This is a genomic window from Rubellimicrobium rubrum (assembly GCF_006152115.1).
Classification (GTDB): domain Bacteria; phylum Pseudomonadota; class Alphaproteobacteria; order Rhodobacterales; family Rhodobacteraceae; genus Rubellimicrobium; species Rubellimicrobium rubrum.
Window position 1 is genome coordinate 1 of record NZ_VDFU01000006.1, and the last position, 20408, is coordinate 20408.

Annotated in this window: 17 protein-coding genes; 6 read left to right on the plus strand and 11 right to left on the minus strand. The window is 66.0% G+C overall.

Annotated features, from left to right (window positions below):
• The 5 genes from FHG66_RS06845 to iolB form a co-directional block, all read left to right on the plus strand.
• The coding region (locus tag FHG66_RS06845) for a 2-deoxy-5-keto-D-gluconate 6-phosphate aldolase domain-containing protein (RefSeq protein WP_139076009.1) at window positions 1-303 on the plus strand (303 nt) is incomplete at its 5' end.
• Window positions 300-713, plus strand: coding sequence for an OsmC family protein (locus FHG66_RS06850; protein ID WP_139076010.1), 414 nt, complete (start codon window positions 300-302; stop codon window positions 711-713). The genes FHG66_RS06845 and FHG66_RS06850, both read left to right, overlap by 4 nt.
• Before the next feature lies 1 nt (window position 714).
• Complete coding sequence (gene iolD / locus FHG66_RS06855) at window positions 715-2547, plus strand: 3D-(3,5/4)-trihydroxycyclohexane-1,2-dione acylhydrolase (decyclizing) (RefSeq protein ID WP_139076011.1); 1833 nt, start codon at window positions 715-717, stop codon at window positions 2545-2547.
• A 53-nt stretch (window positions 2548-2600) separates the two neighbouring features.
• On the plus strand, window positions 2601-2804 hold the full coding sequence (locus FHG66_RS06860; RefSeq protein WP_139076012.1) for a hypothetical protein: 204 nt from the start codon (window positions 2601-2603) through the stop codon (window positions 2802-2804).
• Window positions 2801-3610: a 5-deoxy-glucuronate isomerase gene (iolB, locus tag FHG66_RS06865; RefSeq protein ID WP_139076013.1), complete on the plus strand. Its 810-nt coding sequence runs from the start codon at window positions 2801-2803 to the stop codon at window positions 3608-3610. The genes FHG66_RS06860 and iolB overlap by 4 nt, the downstream gene beginning before the upstream one ends.
• Before the next feature lie 319 nt (window positions 3611-3929).
• Here the strand turns inward: iolB and FHG66_RS06870 are convergent, their stop codons facing one another.
• From FHG66_RS06870 to FHG66_RS06905, 8 genes are all read right to left on the minus strand, one after another.
• Window positions 3930-5561, minus strand: a complete 1632-nt coding sequence (locus FHG66_RS06870; protein ID WP_139076014.1) for an alpha-D-glucose phosphate-specific phosphoglucomutase — start codon at window positions 5559-5561, stop codon at window positions 3930-3932.
• An 11-nt stretch (window positions 5562-5572) separates the two neighbouring features.
• On the minus strand, window positions 5573-7717 hold the full coding sequence (gene glgX, locus FHG66_RS06875; protein WP_139076015.1) for a glycogen debranching protein GlgX: 2145 nt from the start codon (window positions 7715-7717) through the stop codon (window positions 5573-5575).
• On the minus strand, window positions 7714-9144 hold the full coding sequence (glgA, locus tag FHG66_RS06880) for a glycogen synthase GlgA (RefSeq protein WP_139076016.1): 1431 nt from the start codon (window positions 9142-9144) through the stop codon (window positions 7714-7716). Before glgA ends, glgX begins: the two co-directional genes overlap by 4 nt.
• A complete protein-coding gene (glgC, locus tag FHG66_RS06885) occupies window positions 9144-10403 on the minus strand; it encodes a glucose-1-phosphate adenylyltransferase (protein WP_139076017.1) in 1260 nt (419 codons plus the stop codon). The genes glgA and glgC overlap by 1 nt, the downstream gene beginning before the upstream one ends.
• A gap of 20 nt (window positions 10404-10423) precedes the next feature.
• Window positions 10424-12619, minus strand: a complete 2196-nt coding sequence (glgB, locus tag FHG66_RS06890; protein ID WP_139076018.1) for a 1,4-alpha-glucan branching protein GlgB — start codon at window positions 12617-12619, stop codon at window positions 10424-10426.
• Window positions 12620-12918: 299 nt separating this feature from the next.
• Window positions 12919-13737, minus strand: a complete 819-nt coding sequence (locus tag FHG66_RS06895; RefSeq protein WP_246082498.1) for an ATP-binding cassette domain-containing protein — start codon at window positions 13735-13737, stop codon at window positions 12919-12921.
• A complete protein-coding gene (locus FHG66_RS06900; RefSeq protein ID WP_139076019.1) occupies window positions 13737-14819 on the minus strand; it encodes an ABC transporter permease in 1083 nt (360 codons plus the stop codon). Before FHG66_RS06900 ends, FHG66_RS06895 begins: the two co-directional genes overlap by 1 nt.
• A 119-nt stretch (window positions 14820-14938) precedes the next feature.
• Window positions 14939-15955: a sugar ABC transporter substrate-binding protein gene (locus FHG66_RS06905; RefSeq protein ID WP_139076020.1), complete on the minus strand. Its 1017-nt coding sequence runs from the start codon at window positions 15953-15955 to the stop codon at window positions 14939-14941.
• Between the two features lie 172 nt (window positions 15956-16127).
• Here FHG66_RS06905 and FHG66_RS06910 point away from each other — a divergent pair, with 172 nt between their 5' ends.
• Window positions 16128-17327 carry an ROK family transcriptional regulator gene (locus tag FHG66_RS06910; RefSeq protein ID WP_139076021.1) on the plus strand — a complete coding sequence of 400 codons (1200 nt, stop codon included), beginning with the start codon at window positions 16128-16130 and terminating at the stop codon, window positions 17325-17327.
• A 33-nt stretch (window positions 17328-17360) separates the two neighbouring features.
• On the opposite strand, the gene FHG66_RS06915 is transcribed toward FHG66_RS06910, so the two are convergent.
• The 3 genes from FHG66_RS06915 to glmS are packed head-to-tail and all read right to left on the minus strand — an operon-like array spanning window position 17361 to window position 20404.
• Window positions 17361-18044 carry a DNA alkylation repair protein gene (locus tag FHG66_RS06915; protein WP_139076022.1) on the minus strand — a complete coding sequence of 228 codons (684 nt, stop codon included), beginning with the start codon at window positions 18042-18044 and terminating at the stop codon, window positions 17361-17363.
• Window positions 18041-18583, minus strand: a complete 543-nt coding sequence (locus tag FHG66_RS06920; protein WP_139076023.1) for a pyridoxamine 5'-phosphate oxidase family protein — start codon at window positions 18581-18583, stop codon at window positions 18041-18043. The genes FHG66_RS06915 and FHG66_RS06920 overlap by 4 nt, the downstream gene beginning before the upstream one ends.
• Entirely contained in the window at window positions 18584-20404 is a 1821-nt protein-coding gene (gene glmS, locus FHG66_RS06925; protein ID WP_139076024.1) for a glutamine--fructose-6-phosphate transaminase (isomerizing), read from the minus strand. It lies immediately after the preceding gene.
• Window positions 20405-20408 lie beyond the last annotated feature (4 nt).

Below are 20408 nucleotides of genomic sequence, written 5' to 3' on the forward strand. Positions count from 1 at the left end.
GCCAAGGCCTGCGACGCCATCACGGCGCACGACCCGCATGTGCGGGGCGTGGTGGTGCTGGGGCTCGACGCCCCCGCCGAGGAGCTGGCCCAGAGCTTCCGGCTTGCTGCGCGCCAGCCGCTCGTGAAGGGCTTCGCCGTGGGCCGCACGATCTTCGGTTCGGTGGCGCGCGCCTGGCTCAGGGGGGAGATGGGCGACAAGGAAGCGGTCGCGGAGATGGCCCGGCGTTTTGCGGGCCTGTGCGCGACCTGGGACGCGGCGCGTGCGGGACAGGCGACCTCGGAGCGGAGGGGTGCCGCATGACTCGGACCGTCTCGTTGCGCTTCCACAACCTGCCCGGCAGTCGCGCGGGCTTCGGGCGGGCTGGCACGCGGAGCCTCATCGCCGACCGGCCCGAAGGCGTGGCCCAGGGCGAAGGCCTCGGCTTCAATGGGGCCGAGCTTCTTGCCGCCTCGATCGGGGGCTGCTTCTGGAACGATCTCCATTACGCCGCCGAGGCGCGGGGCACGGTGCTTGGCGCCGTCGAGGTCGCGGTGGACGTCACGTTGTCGGGTGCCCCTCTCCGGGTCACTGCCGCCACGATCCACGCCCGCATTGCTGCCGACGAACCGGCTCATGCGCGCGAATGCTTCGACGACGCTGCGGCCACGTCCACCATCGCCAATTCCGTCAGCGCGGCCTTTCCGGTCGCTTTCGCCTTCGAGGACTTCTGACATGTCGACGATCCGCCTCACCGCCGCGCAGGCCATGGTGCGCTGGCTCCAGAACCAGCTTGCCGAGGATGGGACGCCCTTCATCTCGGGCTGCTGGGCGATCTTCGGACACGGCAACGTGGCCGGCATCGGGGAGGCGCTGCACGGCGCCCGTGACACCTTCCAGACCTGCCGGGGCCACAACGAACAGGGGATGGCCCACGCGGCCATCGCCTATGCCAAGCAGCTTGGCCGCAGCCACGCCATGATGGTGACTTCGTCCATCGGTCCAGGCGCGCTCAACATGGTGACGGCGGCGGGCCTGGCCCATGTCAACCGCCTTCCGGTCCTGTTCGTCGTGGGCGACGTCTTCGCCAACCGCGGCCCCGACCCGGTGCTCCAGCAACTCGAGGATTTCAATGACGGCACCGTCTCGGTCAATGACTGCTTCCGCCCGGTGTCCCGCTACTTCGACCGGATCGAGCGTCCCGAACAACTCCTGACCGCGCTCCCGCGTGCCATGCGGACCATGACCGACCCCGCCGACTGCGGCCCGGTCACGCTGTCCTTCTGTCAGGACGTTCAGGCCGAGGCCTACGATTACCCCGCCGCCTTCTTCGAGCCCCGCGCGTGGCGCCGCCGCCGCGCGCAGCCCGATCCGGTCGAGGTCGCGAGCGTCGCTGCCCTCATCAAGGGGGCGGACTCCCCCGTGATCGTCGCGGGGGGCGGAGTCCATTACGGCCACGCCACCGAGGCGCTTCGCCGTTTCGCCGAGGCCACCGGCATCCCGGTCGTGGAAACCCAGGCCGGCAAGTCGTCCCTGCCTTGGGATCATCCGCTGAACCTTGGCGCGGTAGGGGTCACCGGGACGGCCGCCGCCAACGCAGTATGCGGCAGCGCCGACCTCGTGATCGGGGTGGGCACCCGCTTCCAGGACTTCACCACCGGCTCCTGGGCGCTCTTTTCCCGTCCCAACCGCAAGCTCGTCAGCCTCAACGTCCAGGCCTATGACGCGATGAAGCACGGGGCCGAGCCGTTGGCTTGCGACGCCGAGGCGGGCCTTGCGGCCGTTCTCGCGGCTCTGCCCGGCTACCACGCCAAGCCGATCCCCGCCTCGCTCAAGGCTGACTGGTTCTCGGACGTCGATCAGCTCACCGACGCGCCAAAGCCCGACGACAACGCGCTGCCCACTGACAGCCAGGTCATCGGCGCCGTCCAACGTGCCAGCGGTCCCGACACGGTGGTGATGTGCGCCGCCGGCACCATGCCCGGTGAGCTTCACAAGCTCTGGAAGGCCACTCGCCCGATGTCCTACCACATGGAATACGGCTTCTCCTGCATGGGCTACGAGATCGCGGGCGCGCTGGGCATCAAGATGGCCGAGCCGGATCGCGACGTCGTCTGCATGTTGGGCGACGGCAGCTACATGATGATGAACAGCGAACTGGCGACCGCCGCGATGATGAAGGTGCCCTTCACCGTCGTCATCACCGACAACCGGGGCTACGGCTGCATCAACCGCCTTCAGATGTCGACCGGGGGCGCGGAGTTCAACAACCTCCTCAAGGACGCCCATGGCGGCGCGAACAGCCGCATCGATTTCGCGGCTCACGCCGCCAGCATGGGAGCCGAGGCCGTCAAGGTAGGCACCATCAGCGAATTGGAGCAGGCGCTGGCCCGCCGACACGAGGCACAAGGGCCCTATGTCGTCGTCATCGACACCGACCCCTATCCCTCCACGCCGCATGGCGGATTCTGGTGGGACGTGGCCGTCCCCGAGGTGTCGGAACGGGCGGAAGTGCGCGAAAAGCGCGAGGCCTACGAAGCGCGCATCCGCGAGCAGGCGCGCACCTGACCCAGACGGCGGCTCCTAGACACAGGAGCCGTCCCATTCCGGAGAGAGGCCCCATGGAAAGGCTCTTCGATTTCAACCACCCCTTCTTCCGCCCGCTCTGGCTCCGCATCCTGATCGTTGCGGTCTGCCTTCTCTGGGCGATGTTCGAGGCCAGCACGGGCCAGATGATGTGGGCCATCCTGTTCGGCGCCATCGGCCTTTATGCCGCCTATGGCTTCTTCGTCACCTTCAACCCGCGCGAGCCCGAGGACAAATGAGCCACCTTCTCGTCCACCCCGCAGGCGACACCGGCAAGGTCCACGACATCACGCCCGACAGCGCGGGCTGGGGCTATGTGGGCTTCGGGCTGTACCGCCTGCGCGCGGGTGAACGCGCCGCCGAGGCCACCGGCGACCGCGAGGTCATCCTGGTCCTCGTCGAGGGGCGCGCCCGCATCACTGGCGCGGGCCAGGACTGGGGCGAGTTGGGCAACCGCATGGACGTCTTCGAAAAGACCCCGCCCCACTGCCTCTACCTGCCGAACGGCACCGACTGGGAGGCGGTGGCCACCACCGACTGCACCTTGGCCGTCTGCACCGCGCCAGGGCAGGGCGGCCACGAAGCCCAGCGCCTCGGCCCGGAGGGGATCGAGCTCACGCCCCGGGGCCGGGGCACCAACACCCGGCACGTGAACAACATCGCCATGGAAGGCCGCGACGTCGCGGACTCTCTCCTGGTGACCGAGGTGTTCACCCCCGCCGGCCACTGGTCGAGCTACCCGAGCCACCGTCACGACGAGGACGACTTCCCGCGCATGACCTATCTGGAGGAAACCTACTACATGCGCCTCAACCCCGCGCAGGGCTTCGGCATCCAGCGGGTCTACACCGAGGATGGCTCGCTCGACGAGACGATGGCCGTCCGTAACCACGACGTAACGCTCGTCCCCAAAGGCCACCACCCCTGCGGCGCGCCCCACGGTTACGAGATGTACTACCTCAACGTCATGGCCGGGCCGCTCCGGAAATGGCGCTTCCAGAACGACCCCGACCACGATTGGATCGCCCAGCGGGATGCAGGTTAGGGCCAGTTGCCCGTCCCCCGTTGCTTCGGATCAGGCCCACCGCGCGCAGCGGTGACGGAACCTTGACAGTCTTCGGCCACCCTAGGGCCGAGACCAGACGGGGCCGCTGGCGGGACATCGCTCTCCCGCCTCCGGAAGGCACCCCCGCACCGCTTTCAACTGGGACCCGGAAAAGTGCCTTCGGACCGACCGGGGAACCAAGCCCCTGCCGCCGCGCGTCGAAACAGCGCCCCCTGCCTGGCCGGAGTGGCGTCCGCCGGGCAGAGCCGGAGGCCGTCCCCGACCCGCTCAGCGGCGCGGGGATACGCTCCGACTGATTTCAGGTTACGACGTCCGGCGCCATGCGCCCGGTGTGCTGCCTGATGCCCGCGATCTCGTCCGCAGCCTGCACGATCGGCCCCAGCGCTTCGGCCGGGTCACGGTCCAGCCGCGCCGGATCGGTTTCCAGGGACTCCAGATAGACCCGGAGCGTGGCCCCCACCGTGCCGGTCCCCGAAAGCCGGAACACTACGCGGGCGCCGTTCTCGAAGCCGATCCGCAGGCCTTGCTGCTCCGACCGCGATCCGTCCACGGGATCGTCGTAGGCGAACTCATCCGCAGTCGCGACCGTCAGGCCGGAAAAGCTCTGGCCGGGCAGGGTGGGCAACTGCGCCCGCAGCCCGTCATAAAGGGCGTTGGCCCTCTCGCTTTCCACATCCTCGTAGTCATGACGCGAGTAGTAGTTGCGCCCATAGGTGCGCCAATGCTCCTCCATCAGGGCCTTCACGCTCTGGCGCGACTCCGCAAGGATGTTCAGCCAAAGCAGGACAGCCCAAAGCCCGTCCTTCTCGCGGACGTGGTCCGAGCCGGTCCCAGCCGATTCTTCCCCGCAGAGCGTGACGCGGCCTGCATCAAGGAGGTTGCCGAAGAACTTCCAGCCTGTCGGCGTCTCGAAGCAGGGCATCCCCTTGGCTGCGGCCACGCGGTCCACCGCTCCCGATGTCGGCATGGACCGGGCGACCCCGGCCAAGCCGTCCCGATAACCCGGAGCCCGGTGCGCCTGCGCTGCCAGCAGCGCTAGGCTGTCCGATGGGGTCACATAAAGGCCGCGCCCCAGGATCATGTTTCGGTCCCCGTCGCCGTCCGACGCCGCCCCGAAGTCGGGCGCATCGGGGCCCATCATAGCGTCCACGAGGGGCTTGGCCCAGATCGGGTTCGGGTCCGGGTGCCCGCCGCCGAAATTGGGCGAGGGCGTGGCGTTGATCACCGTCCCTTCCGGCGCGCCCAGACGGTTTTCCAGGATCTCCTTGGCATAAGGACCGGTGATCGCGTGCATCGCATCGAAGCGTGCCCTGAAGCCCGAGGCGAACAGCGACCGCAGAGCACCGAAATCGAACAGCGTCTCCATCAGCGCCGCATAATCCGCCACGGGATCGACCACCTCAACGACCAGTTCGCCCATTTGCGTCAGGCCTGGCCGCGACAGGTCCACATCCTGCGCGACGGCGATCCGGTATTCCGTGATGGCCTTCGTCGCCTCGAAGATGCGGTCGGTGACATGTTCGGGCGCCGGGCCGCCGTTCGGTGTGTTGTACTTGAGCCCGAAATCCGCGTCCTCGCCCCCCGGATTGTGCGATGCGGACAGGATCAGGCCGCCATCGGTCCCGCGCTGGCGGATCAGGTTCGACGCGGCCGGCGTGGAGAGCAACGCGCCCTGACCCACGATGATCCGCGCCGCGCCGTTGGCGGCTGCCATGCGCAGGATCACCTGCGCGGCGCGGTCGTTGAAGTAGCGCCCGTCCCCGCCCAGCACGAGCGTCTTGCCCTGCACCCCGCCGATGCCGTCGAAGATGCTTTGGACGTAATTCTCCAGGAAGTGCGGCTGCATGAAGACGCGCGTCTTCTTCCGAAGCCCGCTGGTGCCCGGCTTCTGGCCGGCGATGGGGGCGGTCGGGACGGTCGCAATCTCCATACGGGATCTCCTCAGGAACGGTAAGGGATGGGCGTGGACTCAAGGGCAAGCACGACGACCGAGTCGGCCTCGACCCTCAGAGCCCGGTGAATGCGCGTCGGCGGCTCTCCGGGCTGCGCGGTGTTCACCTGCAGAACCCAGACGCGGTCCAAAGGCACCGGCGGCAGGAACACGAGCTGCTCCTCGCCGGCGTTGAAGACCGCAAAGATGGCGTCCTCGCGCGAGGAGCGGGCGATGTAGTCCGGTGTGCCGGCCGCTACGCGCATCTCGGCGGCGATCAGGCGCTGGTTCTGGTTGTTCCAGTCCACTTCGGTCATCAGGTCGCCGTCGGCGCGGCGCCAGAACAGGTCCACCTGACCGTCGATGGTGCGCGAGCGCGAATGAAGGAACCGGCGCTGCCGCAGGATCGGGTGGCGCTTGCGAAACGCCACGATATCCCGGCAAAAGCGAAGGAAGTCGGGATCGGCGTTGTCCCAGTCCACCCAGCCGGTCGCGTTGTCCTGGCAGTAGGCGTTGTTGTTGCCGTCCTGGGAGTTGCCGAGCTCATCGCCCCCGAGGATCATCGGGGTTCCCTGCGCCAGCATCAGCGTCGTCAGCAAGTTGCGCCGACGCTGTGCCCGTCGCGCCAGGACCGATGGGTCGTCCGTCTGGCCATCGATGCCCAGGTTGTCACTGTGGTTCTCGGAATGGCCGTCGCGGTTCTCCTCGCCGTTGGCGAGGTTGCGCTTGCCGCTATACGAGACGAGATCCATCAGCGTGAACCCGTCATGCGCGGTCAGGAAGTTGACCGAGGACGTCGCTGGCCGGCCGTCATGATCAAACTTGAGAGCCGAGCCCGATAGGCGCATCGCAAGCTTGCGCGTCATGTCCGGGTCCTTGCGCCAGTAGCGCCGCACTTGATCCCGGAACTTGTCATTCCACTCGAGGAAGGGGGGTGGAAAAGCCCCGAGCTGATAGCCCCCCGGCCCCACGTCCCACGGCTCCGCAATGAGCTTGACCCGGCTCAGGACAGGGTCCTGGCGGATGGCCTGAAGGAACGGGTGGTTGCGGTCGAATCCCCGCACCGTCCGTCCCAGAGTGGTGGCAAGGTCGAAGCGGAACCCGTCCACATGCATCTGCTCTACCCAGTAGCGGAGCGAATCGAGCACCAGCCGCATGACGAAGGGGTGGTCCAGGTTCAGTGTGTTCCCGGTGCCGGTGTCATTGATGTAATAGCGCGGGCTTTCTGCGAGACGGTAGTAGCTGGCGTTGTCGAGGCCGCGGAAGCTCAGCGTGGGGCCCATCTGGTTCCCCTCGCAGGTGTGGTTGTACACCACGTCGAGGATGACCTCGATGCCGGCCCCGTGGAACCGCTGGACCATGGCTTGGAAGTCGGACAGCTGGCCCGTCGTCATGTAGCGGGGTTCGGGCGCAAAGAAGCCCAGCGTCATGTAGCCCCAGTAATTCTTCAGCCCCCTGTCCAGCAGGAACTTTTCGTCGAGAAAGGCGTGGACGGGAAGCAGCTCGATCGCGGTCACGCCCAGACGGCTGAGGTGATCCAGGATCGGGTCCGAGGCGAGCCCCGCGAACGTGCCCCGGTGCGGGATATCGCGCCGACCCATGGTCAGACCGCGCACATGCGCCTCGTAGATGATCGTGTCGCTCAGCGCATGGTTCGGTGCCCGGTCCGGCCCCCAGGAAAAGGATGGGTCGGTCACTACGGCCCGGGGCATGAAGTTCGACGAGTCCCGCGTGTCGAAGGTCAGGTCAGCGTGCTTGGACGTGACGTCGTAGCCGAACAGGGCATCATCCCACTCCACCGTGCCAATGATGCGCTTGGCATACGGATCGAGGAGGAGCTTGTGCGGATTGAAGCGGTGCCCTTCATCCGGGCGATACGGCCCGTGAGCGCGGTAGCCATAGGCTTGGCCGGGCAGGAGCCCCGGCACGTAGCCGTGCCAGATATGGCCATCCCGCTCGGGAAGGTCGATCCATTCGGCTTCCCAGCGTCCGTCGGGCGAAAACAGGCACAGCGTCATCTTCGTCGCATGCTGCGAGAAGACGGCGAAGTTCACGCCTTCTCCGTCCCAGGTGGCTCCAAGGGGATAGGGACGTCCCGAAGTGATGGCGCCATGAGGGGCGTTTCCGCTGGCGATGATGGTGCCTTGAGGCTTCATGCGTGATTGGCGACGTCGCGATACAGCTTTGCATAGGCTCTGGCCGAAGTGTGCCACCCTACCGGTTGCGCCATCGCATTCGCCTGCATCCGCGTCCAGACGTCTTGGTCCTTGAAGAGCGTGCAGAGTTGCACGAGCGCACCGTTCAGCGCATCGACCGTGACCGGGTGGAACTGAATGCCCGTCGCCACCCCGGCGGCCAGAGCGGCGGGCGAGGCATGGATAACCGTGTCGGCCAGGCCGCCCGTCAGCGCCACGACCGGGACCGTCCCATACCGCAGGCCGTACATCTGCGTCAGGCCGCAGGGTTCGAAGCGCGATGGCACGAGGATGGCGTCCCCGCCCGCGATCATCCGGTGCGACAGCGCCTCGTCATAGCCGATCCGCACGCCCACTTGGCCATTCTGGCTCGCCTTGCGGAAACTCTCCTCCAGCCAGCCGTCGCCCGAGCCGAGCACGATCAACTGGCCTCCATGGGCCAGAAGGCTGGGCAGGGCCTCGATCAGCAGGTCCAGTCCCTTCTGCTCGGTCAGCCGGGACACGACGACGCAGAGCGGACCGTCGGATTCGGGCAGTCCGAACTCCCGGCGGAGCGCCTCCCTGTTGGCGGCCTTGCCGGCCGGATCAAAGTAGGGCTGCACCGCGGGATCGGTGGCAGGGTTCCACACTGACTCATCGATCCCGTTAAGGACCCCGTGCAGATCATCCCGCCGCGCGCGGATCACCCCATCAAGGCCCATGCCGAACTCCGGACGCATCAGCTCGGCGGCGTAGGTCGGCGATACCGTGGTGAGCCGGTCCGCCCCGACGAGCCCGGCCTTCAGCGCCGAGATCCGCCCCCAGAACTCGAAGCCATCCGCGTTGAACCGGCCCGGGTCCAACCGAAGCGAGCCGATCCTGGCGTACGAAGCCAGGCCATGAAACGCTATGTTGTGAACCGTCAGGATCGTGCCGGCCCGCCGCCGATCTGCAGCAACCGCTCGGAGGTATTCGGGAACTAGGCCAGCCTGCCAGTCGTGGCAATGAAGAACGTCCGGCGTCCAGTCACCCAGACCTTCGGCCGCGATGCGTGCCGCCATCCAGCACAGGCCGGCGAACCGTTCCGGGTTGTCCGGCCAGTCATGCCCGTCAGCGCCCAGATAGATGCTGCCCGTTCGCTCATACAGATGCGGCGCGTCGACCACGAGAAGGTCGAGGCCCGCAGCCGTCGCCGCGATGACTGTTGCGTGCCCACCGAAGAGGTTCCACTCCTCCATGACGATCCCCTCGCGGGCGATCGCCCTGAGCACCTCGGGGTAGCCTGGCAGAAGGACGCGCATCTCCACCCCTTCCGCCCTCAAGGCGGAGGGCAGGGCGCCCACCACATCAGCGAGCCCCCCGGTCTTGACCAGGGGGGCGCATTCCGAGGCGACCGACAGGACCCGCATCACAGGCTCGCGGCTCTTCGGTCCAGCATGTCCTGGGTGACAAGGGTGATCCCCTTTTCACTGACGCGGAACCACTTCGCGTCCTCCACCGGATCCTCGCCCACGATCAGCCCCTCCGGGATCACCACGCCTCTGTCGATCACCGCGCGCCGCAGGCGGGCGTGGCGGTTCACGGTCACGTAAGGCAGGACGACGGCATGGTCGAGCGTGGCAAATGAGTTCGTGTGGACCTGTGTGAAAAGCAACGAGTTGCGCACCTCCGTGCCCGAGATGATGCAGCCACCTGACACCATGGACGAAACCGCGCTCCCCCGGCGTCCGACCTCGTCATGAATGAACTTGGCCGGCGGCGTCATCTCCGAATAGGTCCAGATGGGCCATTCATGATCCCAAAGGTTCAACTCGGGGATGAAGTTGGTCAGGTCGATGTTGGCCTGCCAGTACGCATCCACTGTGCCCACGTCGCGCCAATAGGCCGGCGCACCGGGCGCGCGGACGCAGGAATCGTCGAAGCGATGCGCCCGAGCCGCGCCGCGCGCCACGATGGCCGGGATCAGGTCGTGCCCGAAGTCATGGCTCGAGTTCGGGTCGTTCGCGTCGTGTTGCAGAAGTTGGCGCAGGAATGGCCATGAAAAGACGTAGATGCCCATCGAGGCCAGCGACAGGTCGGGATTCTCCGGCGTAGGGGGTGGATCCTTCGGCTTCTCCAAGAAGCTGGTGATCTTGCCGGTGGCATCGACGGCCATGACGCCAAAGGCCGAGGCCTCTTCGCGCGGAACGGTAAGGCAGCCGATCGTCACGTCAGCACCGCTTTCGGCGTGTTCGCGGATCATGACCTCGTAGTCCATCTTGTAGATGTGGTCGCCTGCCAGGATGATGATGAAATCGACGTCGTAGCTGTCCACGATGTCGATGTTCTGCGTCACCGCGTCTGCCGTGCCCCGGTACCAGCTCTCATCGTCCATCCTCTGGGAAGCCGGCAGGATGTCGAGAAACTCGTTCCGCTCGGCCCGAAAGAAGGTCCATCCGCGTTGGAGATGGCGGATCAGGCTGTGGGCCTTGTACTGTGTGGCGATGGCGATCTTGCGGATGCCCGAGTTCATCGCGTTCGACAAAGCAAAATCGATGATCCGGGACTTGCCCCCGAAGTACACGGCGGGCTTTACCCGGCGGTCCGTGAGCTCCCGCAGCCGGGAGCCCCGTCCGCCCGCCAGAACAAAGGCCATGGATCTGTTGGTCAGTCTGCGAGTCTGCGGCATGCGTCGGGCCTCCCCTCCCGTCAGCGGTCTAGTTGGAAGATCAGCGTCGAAAGCGGCGGCAACGTCATCGGCGCCGAGAAGGGTTGGCCCATCCAGCCGCGCTCCTCGGCGGTGACGCCGCCCATGTTGCCCCGTCCGCCGCCGTCGTACAGCACGGCGTCGGTGTTCATCACCTCGCGCCACCGCCCACCCTCGGGCAGGCCAATGCGGTGATCCCGACGTTCGACGGGGGTGAAGTTGCTAACCACAACGCAGGGCGCGTCCGTTTCGAAGCCGCGGCGGATCCATGCGAAGACCGAGTTCTCTGCGTCGCCACCCTCGATCCATGCAAAGCCTTCCGGGTCGCAGTCGCGGGCATGGAGCGCCGGCGTTGCCCGGTACAGGGTGTTAAGGTCGCGGACGAGTCGCTGGATGCCCCGGTGCTCTGGGCCATGAGCCGGGGCCGCCCAGTCGATCTCGATCTGGTGGTTCCACTCGGCGCGCTGTCCGAACTCGCAACCCATGAACAGGAGCTTCTTGCCCGGGTGCCCCCACATGAAGCCGTAATAGGCCCGGAGGTTGGCGCATTTTTCCCACCAGTTGCCGGGCATCTTGGCGACCATGGAGCCTTTGCCGTGCACGACCTCGTCATGGCTGATCGGCAGGATGAAGTTCTCGGAAAAGGCGTACTGGAGGCCGAACGTCATCTGGTGGTGGTGATACTTCCGGTGCACCGGCTCCTTGTGCATGTAGGACAGGGTGTCGTTCATCCACCCCATGTTCCACTTGTAGCCGAACCCGAGTCCGCCCACATTCGTGGGAGCCGAGACCTTCGGGAACGACGTCGACTCCTCGGCTACCGTCATGATGCCGGGATGCCGGCCATAGGTGGCCTCGTTCATCCGCCGCAGGACGTCGATGGCCTCTAGGTTCTCCCGGCCGCCATGAACGTTGGGAACCCACTCGCCGGCTTTCCGTGAATAGTCACGATAAAGCATGGACGCCACGGCATCCACGCGCAGCCCGTCGATGTGATATTCGTCTAGCCAGAACAGCGCATTGGCGACCAGGAAGTTGGCGACCTCCCGGCGGCCATAGTTGTAGATCAGGGTGTTCCAGTCCTGGTGGAACCCCTCGCGCGGGTCCTGATGCTCGTAGAGCGCCGTGCCGTCAAACCGAGCAAGGCCGTGGGCGTCGCTTGGAAAATGCCCGGGCACCCAGTCCAGAAGAATGCCCAGACCTGCCTCGTGCGCCGCCTGGACAAGGTCCCGGAACTCGTGCGGCGGGCCGAAGCGAATCGTCGGCGCATAAAGCCCGACGGGCTGGTAGCCCCAGGAGCCGTCGAAGGGATACTCCGACACGGGCAGGAACTCGAGATGGGTGAAACCCATCTCCTTGGCGTAGCTCACCAGTTCGACGGCCGCCTCGCGATAGGACAGCGGGCGCCCCCCGTCAGCCGAGACCCGCTTCCAGGAGCCGAGATGCACCTCGTAGATCGAGATGGGTGCATCCCGGCGATTGCGGTCCGCCCGGAGATCCATCCATTCCTTGTCGTCCCAGCCATAACCGCTGATGTCGCGCACGACACTGGCCGTCTCGGGCGGGTGCTGGGCGCCGAAGCCCACGGGGTCCGCCTTGAGAGGCAGCAGCTCTCCATGCGGGCCGATGATCTCGTACTTGTAGGTGGCGAGATCGCCGACACCGGGCACGAAGATCTCCCAGACACCGGTGGCGCCGCGACGACGCATGGCGTGACGCCGGCCATCCCAAGCGTTGAAGTCTCCGACCACGGAAACCCGACGCGCGTTGGGCGCCCAGACTGCGAAATGGGTGCCACGAACCTTCTGATGATCCATGACATGGGCGCCCAAGGCCTGCCAGAGGCATTGGTGGGTGCCTTCACCCAGCAGGTACTCGTCGAGGTCGCCCAGCACGGGGCCGAAGCGATAGGCGTCGTCGTAGGTCCAGGTGCTGCCATGCCCGCGGCCTCGCAGCCGATAATCTGACTGACCCGCCGGAATGCGTCCGCAGAACAAAGGTCCCTCGATCCGCGGTAGCGGGACGTCCTGCGATCCGATGATCGCGAACATCTCCTCGGCCCCAGGATCGATGGCCGTGACCCAGGTCTCATCGCCATGAACATGCGGCCCAAGGACCGAGAATGGCTCGTCGTGCCGCCCGGCAAGGAGCCGCGCGATCGTCGCGCTGTCGAGCGGGTGGTTCGCTACGGTGTTCATTCTTAGGGATCATAGGCCCGGACGGCCCTCCCGCAAGGGAGGCCTCGTCGTGTTGGAGCCCAACGTCCGTCGAAGCCCCGTTTTTTCCGATCTGCGCCGATGGCCGGGGCAAGACCGCTACGGCCGATCCGGAGGTCATCCGGTGTTGAAGAAGCCCTTGCATTCGCCCGTCCCAACACGATCCGGCGGGCAGTCCGGCCAGACCATCGCCGGAGTCCCTGGGGCCAAGAAAGACGAAGAGCGGAGATCGTCTCGGATGACGATCTCCGCCACTGCGCAACCCGGCGCGCCTTAAAAGGTCAGGCGGTCTCGAACTCGGTGTCCGGGACGCGAGCCCCGGTCATGTAGGCCACCGCATCCGACATGGTGTGGTTCTGCGGCCGGATCACGCAAAGCCGCTTGCCAAGGCGGTGGACGTGGATGCGATCCGCGACTTCGAACACGTGCGGCATGTTGTGCGAGATCAGGATGATAGGGATGCCCCGCGACCGGACGTCGAGAATCAACTCCAGCACCCGGCGCGATTCCTTGACGCCAAGGGCCGCCGTCGGTTCGTCCAGGATGATGACCTTGGACCCGAAGGCCGCGGCGCGAGCCACCGCCACCCCCTGGCGCTGTCCGCCGGACAGCGTTTCGACCGCTTGGTTGATGTTCTGGATCGTCATCAGGCCAAGGTCGTTCAGCTTTTCACGGGCGAACCGCTCCATCCGCGGGCGATCGAGTTGGCGGAACCACTGGCCCAGGATGCCGGGCTTCCGCAGTTCCCGGCCCATGAACATGTTGTCCGCGATCGACAGCGCCGGGGACATGGCAAGGGTCTGATAAACCGTCTCGATCCCGGCTTGCCGTGCTTCGGTCGGGGTTCGGAACGCGACCTTCTGCCCGTCAAGGAGGATGTCCCCCTCGTCCGGGATGACGGCGCCGGACACGGCCTTGATCAGCGTGGACTTACCCGCTCCGTTGTCGCCGATGACCGCCAGGATCTCACCCGGGTAGAGGTCGAAATCGCAGTGGTCCAGAGCCACGACCTTGCCGTAGCGCTTCACGAGGCCCCGGCCCATCAGGATGGGCTGCCGCCCCGCCATGGTCGGATCCTGGACTTGGGTTTGCGTCTGCATCAAGCGGCCACCTTTCTGATCCACTGGTCCACGGCCACGGCCACGATGATGAGAAGGCCGATGAAGAAGAAGGTCCATTGCGGGTCGACGCCCAGAAGGCGCAGCCCCAGCGAGAAGACCCCGACGATGAGGGCCCCGAAGAGCGCCCCCCAGATGGAGCCCCGCCCGCCAAAGAGCGAGATGCCCCCGATCACCACGGCCGTAATGGACTGGATGTTGAGTTCGGCCCCCGAGGTCGGCGAAACCGATCCGATCCGACCGATCAGGGCCCAGCCGGCAAAGGCGCAGATCAGGCCCGACAGCGCATAAACCGAGATCAGCGTTCCCCGGACGTTCACGCCCGACAACTGGGCCGCGTCCGGATCGTCGCCCACGGCATAGACATGGCGGCCCCAGGCGGTGCTCCGCAGCGCATAGGACAGAACAGCGATCAGCAGGATCATGAAGATCACACCAAAGGTGAAGGTCGCACCCCCGCGGCCATTCTCATCGGCGCCGATCTTGAACGTGCTGGCAAAGAACTGGAGCAGGGGCGCCCTATCCTCGATGTCCTGGGCGCGGATAGTCTCGTTGGCCGAGTAGAGGAAGTTGGTGGCGAGGATGATCTGCCAGGTACCCAACGTAACGATGAACGGGGGCAGCTTCATCACCGCCACCAGCCAGCCGTTGATGGTTCCAAGCGCGGTCCCGACCCCAAGTCCGCACAGGACCGCTAACGGCACGGGGATGCCATACCGAAAGGCGAACTGGCCCATGACGACCGAGGACAGAACCGCGATGGCCCCGACCGAGAGGTCGATTCCAGCCGTCATGATGACCAGCGTCTGCGCCGCCGCGACGATCCCCACGAGCTGCACCTGCTGAAGGATGAGCGTGAGCGTTGCCGCCGAAAAGAAGCGCGTTCCGACCAACCCGGCGAAAAGCAGGATCGAAACCATCAGCACGATCAGAGGCACAAGGGACGGCGCCGAATGAAGTGCGTGCTGGAAACGCTTGATCAGGGTCTTGTCTTCGTGGAACTCGGCCACCGCCTCGGTGCGGCGCTCCTTGACCACGGCTTCGAAGTTGTCGGTGCCGCTCATGCGTTCTCCTCCGGGCGAGGGTTTGTTCCCCCTGATGTGCCTGGGGCGGACCGAAGCCCGCCCCAGTTCCGATCAGTGTGAGGCGAGACCGCCTTCGCGATCAAGCCTCATGCCAAGGCTCAACCCCAGCAGAGCTCCAGGCCTTCTTCGACCGAGATCGACTCGACGCCGTCGACCGGCGCACCGGTTACCAGCGCAACGCCGGTGTCGTAGAAGTCCTTGCCCTCGGTGGGCTCGGGCAGGGTGCCGTCGGCGGCGAACTGGGCGATCGCCTCGACTCCGAGGGCGGCCATCTGCAGCGGGTACTGCTGCGAGGTGGCGCCGATCACGCCGTCCTGCACGTTCTGCACACCGGGGCAGCCACCATCCACGGAGACGATCAGCACGTCGCTCTCACGGCCGATAGCCTGGAGAGCCTGATAGGCGCCGGCGGCCGAGGGCTCGTTGATGGTGTAGACGACGTTGATGTCGGGGTTCGTGGCGAGGAGGTTCTCCATCGCGCGACGGCCGCCTTCCTCGTTGCCCTGAGTGACATCGTGGCCGACGATGCGGGGGTCGTCCTCGTCACCGATGACGGCAGCGTCCTTGGTGTCGATCCCGAAGCCCTGCATGAAGCCCTGGTCGCGGAGCACGTCCACGGTGGGTTGGCTCACGTCGAGGTCGAGGAAGGCGATCTTGGCGTCGGCGGTCGCATCGCCGAGCGTGGCGGCAGCCCACTGGCCGATCAGCAGACCCGCCTGAAAGTTGTCGGTCGCGAAGGTCGCGTCAGCCGCGTCGATCGGGTTCAGCGGCGTGTCGAGCGCGATCACCAAGAGGCCGGCGTCACGGGCGGCCTGCACAGAGTCCACGATGGCGGCGGTGTCGGAGGCGGCGATCAGGATCCCCGAGGCACCGTTGGCGATGCAGGTCTCGATGGCCTGGACCTGGGACTCGTGGTCGCCGTCCTCGCGGCCCGCATAGGCGTTCAGCGTGATGCCGAGCTCGGCGGCCTTGGCCTCGGCGCCTTCGCGCATCTTCACGAAGAACGGGTTCGTTTCCGTCTTGGTGATCAGGCAGGCCGACGTGCCTTCCTGGGCGGCGGCGGCGCCGGACATGGCGATGACCGCCAGCGCGGAGCCGGCAAGAAGCTTCTTCATAGGTTCAGTCCTCCCAGACTTACGGCGCAGGTCTTCCGACCCGCATCCATCCCGCGCCTCCTTGGCGTCGGGAACGGTCGTAGGAGATACCGAACCCAGCCTTGGCGTCAATATGTTTGTCAGCTTGATTTATTAATCAGCTTGGCCATGTTCAGGCCAAGGAGGACGCACGATGACAACGGGCGCGGTGCGCAGCCTGAGCGCTGGCGTGAACCAGCAGGGGCTGCGCGACCACAATGAACGACTGATCCTGTCCACCTTGCAACGGCACGGGCCGCTGCCGGGCAGTGACCTGGCTCGGGTGGCGGGGCTTTCGGCACAGACCGTGTCCGTGATCCTGAGGGAGTTGGAGCGGGACGGGCTCGTCCGGCGGGGTCTGCCCCAGCGGGGCCGTGTCGGAAAGCCCCGGGTGCCCATGAGCCTCGTGGCCGATGGAGCGTTCTCAGTGGGGCTCAAGATCGGCCGCCGCAGCGCGGATCTCCTCCTGTCGGATCTGACAGGTGGCATCAGGGCGCAACTCCAGACCACCTACCGCTGGCCGGTGCCTCGGGACGTGTTCGGTTTCCTCAGCGAGGGGCTGGGACGGTTCCTGCGCGAGACAATCCCTGAATCGGCCGACCGCGTCGCAGGCATCGGGATCGCCAAGCCCTATGAGATCTGGGACTGGCATGCCGCCATCGGCGCTCCCGACAAGGTTCTGGATGCGTGGCGCGAGGTCGACTACGCCGCCGCCGTCGCGGAGTTCTCGCCCCTGCCTGTCTTCTTGGAGAACGATGGAACGGCCGCCTGTCGGGCCGAGCACATCTATGGCCGCGGCCGGGAGTTCCGCGATCTTGCGTACTTCTTCATAGGGAGCTTCATCGGCGGTGGCGTTGTCCTGAACCATTCGGTGTTCGAGGGAGCGTTCGGGAATTCCGGGGCATTCGGATCGCTCCTTGTGCCCGGAACCGACCGGTCGGACCGGCAACTCATCGACACCGCATCGCTGTTCCTGCTGGAGGACGCCCTGCACCGGACGGGCCAGCCATCCGACCGGCTGTGGGCACAGCCCCAGGACTGGACAGGGCTGGCCGGAGCCTTGGACGACTGGATCCGGCAGACCGCGCGCCAGCTGGCCCGGGCGGCCGTCACGGTCTGCGCCGTGATCGACTTCGAGGCCGTGCTGATCGACGGCGCGTTCCCCGCCGAGGTGCGGACGCGATTGGTGGACGAAACGCGCAAGGAACTGCTGACGCTCGATACGCGGGGCTTGGCGCCTATCCGGATCGAGGAAGGTCAGGTCGGTGGCAATGCGCGCGCCCTTGGGGCTGCGACCGCGCCGATCTTTGCGCGCTATCTCCTCAACACGCATGGAACAGCGGTTTCGGCGTAGCATGCCGGCGCTGCGCGGGCTGGCCTTTCGGGTTTAGACCGCGAGGTGGAGCGCGGCTTCCTTTCGGGCAAAGCCCTTCATTCCGGAACCGTGTGCCTTCAGCCATGTCCGGACCCGATCAGGGTCTCGTTTCGACAGATCGCGCAGCCACCACGCGATGGCCTTCTGGATGAACCACTCCCGGTCCGGCACCAGCGCCGCGCACCAGCCAAGCACCCGCTCGCGTACCGCGATCTCATCGGGCTTCGGAAACCGGTTCTTGGTCCAGGGCAGCGTCATGACCAGCGCGGCGCGACGGCTCCATATATGGTCCGACTCGATCCAGGTTTCCACCTCGTCAAGGCGCCGCGGATCGCTGACAAGCCTCCTCCCACCGGCGCTGGCGACGTGATCCGCGATGGCCCAAGCGTCGAAGTCGGGGACCCACGACGCGATCAAGCGCCAGGCTGGCTCGTCGTCTGGGCGGATCCGGGCTTGCGTGAGGAGCTTGGCTGCGGCGATGCGCGCTTCGTGGATGTCCGTGGTCCACAGCGCGGCGGCCAACGCGATCCTGTCTTCCAGGGTGGCCCCCTCGCGCCAGTGGTCGGCGAGTTCGGTGATTTCCGGAACGGACACCCCCAGGTAGCGGCGGGGTGCCTTGTGGTAGGCGGCCATCTCGGCTGCCCTGGTTTCGTCGGCGCGGGCCGATATGGTGGCAAGAGCCTCTTCGACCGTCATTCGGGGAGGCCGGTTGGAAAGCCGTCGATGCTGCGACGGTTCTTCTCCTGCCAGTACCGCTCGACTCCGTCTTCGCCCTTGGCCTCCGCCCACTGGTTCAGCGTGTCGCGCTCGGACCGGAAATCCATGAAGGGCACGGCATAGCCGCAGGACGTCTGAACCAACTCGACGGACATGTCGAAAATCTGACGCACCCCGGGCTCAGGCGGGAAAAGGGCATCCATCAGGTCCCATCCTGGCTCGTCTCGGTGGATCACACTGGCCGTGCCATAGGCGCGCAGGATCAACGGACGGGTCGTGAACGAGCACCACATCACCGTCATGCGATTGGCCCTGAGCAGATGTGCCGCCGTTTCATTGCCAGAGCCGGTCAGGTTCCGCCACGCCAAACGGTTCGGGCCAAGGATGCGAAGCGAGTCGCGACCCTTTGGCGATACGTTCACATGCCCGTCCGGCGCGGCCGTTGCGACGAAATAGATGGCCTGATCCTTGATGAATGCCTCATGGGCGGCTTCGAAGCTACTGAACTGCTTGGCCATTCATTCCACCGTGACGCTCTTGGCAAGGTTGCGTGGCTGGTCCACGTCGGTGCCTTTCGCCATGGCCGTGTGATAGGCCAGAAGCTGTGCAGGCACGGCATATAGAATCGGAGCCCAGAGGTCGGCGACATCCGGCATGACCAGTGTTTCCCACACGCCATGAGAGGCTGCCGCAGCCCCCGCGCGGTCCGTAATCAGGAGCACGCGCCCGCCTCGGGCCATCACCTCCTGCATGTTGGACACGGTCTTATCGAACAGCTCGTCATGCGGGGCCATGACGATAACGGGCACCGACTTGTCCACCAAGGCGATTGGCCCGTGCTTCAGTTCGCCTGACGCGTAGGCTTCGGCATGGATGTAGCTGATTTCTTTCAGCTTCAGCGCTCCTTCAAGGGCAAGGGGGAACATTCGCCCCCGCCCAAGGAAGAGAACGTCCCTTGCTTCTGCCAGCCTGGTTGCGATGCGGGCCGCCTCGTCGCTGATCGACAGGGCATGGTTCACCAGACCCGGCAAGGCCCGCAGGCTTTCGACCTGCTCAGCATAGGCGGCTCCGTCGAGGCGTCCCCGTTGCCGTGCAGCTTCGAGGGCAAGAACCCCCAGGACGAGCAACTGGCACGAGAAGGCCTTGGTTGACGCGACGCCGATCTCGGGTCCGGCCAGAATGGGCAGCGCAAGGTCCGACTCTCGGGCGATGGAGCTTTCCGCGACATTTACCACACACAGAATCCGATCCGCCTTGCCGCGGCAGTAGCGCAGGGCGGCCAAGGTGTCCGCGGTCTCACCCGACTGGCTCACGAACAACGCGGTGGTCCGGGCGGCCAGGGGAGGTTCGCGGTAACGGAACTCCGATGCGACATCGATATCGACCGGCAGACCGGCCAGTTGCTCGAACCAGTACTTGGCGACGTGGCAGGCGTAGGACGCCGTTCCGCAGGCGACCATCGTCAGCCGATCCACTCCGGTAAAGTCGATGCCGGGCTCGGGCAGGCGAATGGCGCCGTCGTCGCTCAGGTAAAATGACAGGGCGCTGGTCAGCCGGGAAGGCTGTTCGGCAATTTCCTTCGCCATGAAGTGCCGGTGCCCTGCCTTGTCCACCTGTGCGGCGTCGATGTGGATCGTCTTGACCGGACGGTTGGCGAGACGACCGCCGCTGTCCATGATCCGTGCTCCCGAGCGGGTCACAACGGCTCGATCGCTTTCTTCGAGGTATGTGATCCTGGAGGTCATGGGCGCGAGTGCGATGGCGTCGCTGCCGACGAACATCTCTCCGTCGCCGTGTCCGATGGCCAGCGGAGAGCCTTTCCGGGCGGCGATCATCAGATCCTCTTCGCCCTCGAACAGGAACAGGAGCGCATAAGCTCCGTGAAGCCGCGCCAGCGTGAGCTCGACGGCATCCTCCGGACTTGCTCCTTCGGACAGAAAGTGATTGGCGAGCATCGCGACCGTTTCGGTGTCCGTGTCCGACTCGTGCGACAGGCCGCGCCCGGCCAGCCATTCGCGCAGTTCGCGAAAGTTCTCGATGATCCCGTTGTGAACGACGGAGACGCGTCCCGCGCTGTGCGGATGCGCGTTGCGGATTGACGGCACGCCATGGGTCGCCCAGCGGGTGTGACCGATACCCGCCTTGCCGGCCAGCGGTTCGTGGACAAGGAGATCGGACAGGTTCACTAGCTTGCCTACCGCGCGACGGCGGTCCAAGTGCCCGTCGTTGATGGTGGCGATACCCGCGCTGTCATAGCCCCGATATTCGAGCCGCTTGAGGGACTCGACCAGTAGTGGCGCGACCTCGTGGGTGCCCAGGATTCCGACGATGCCGCACATGGTG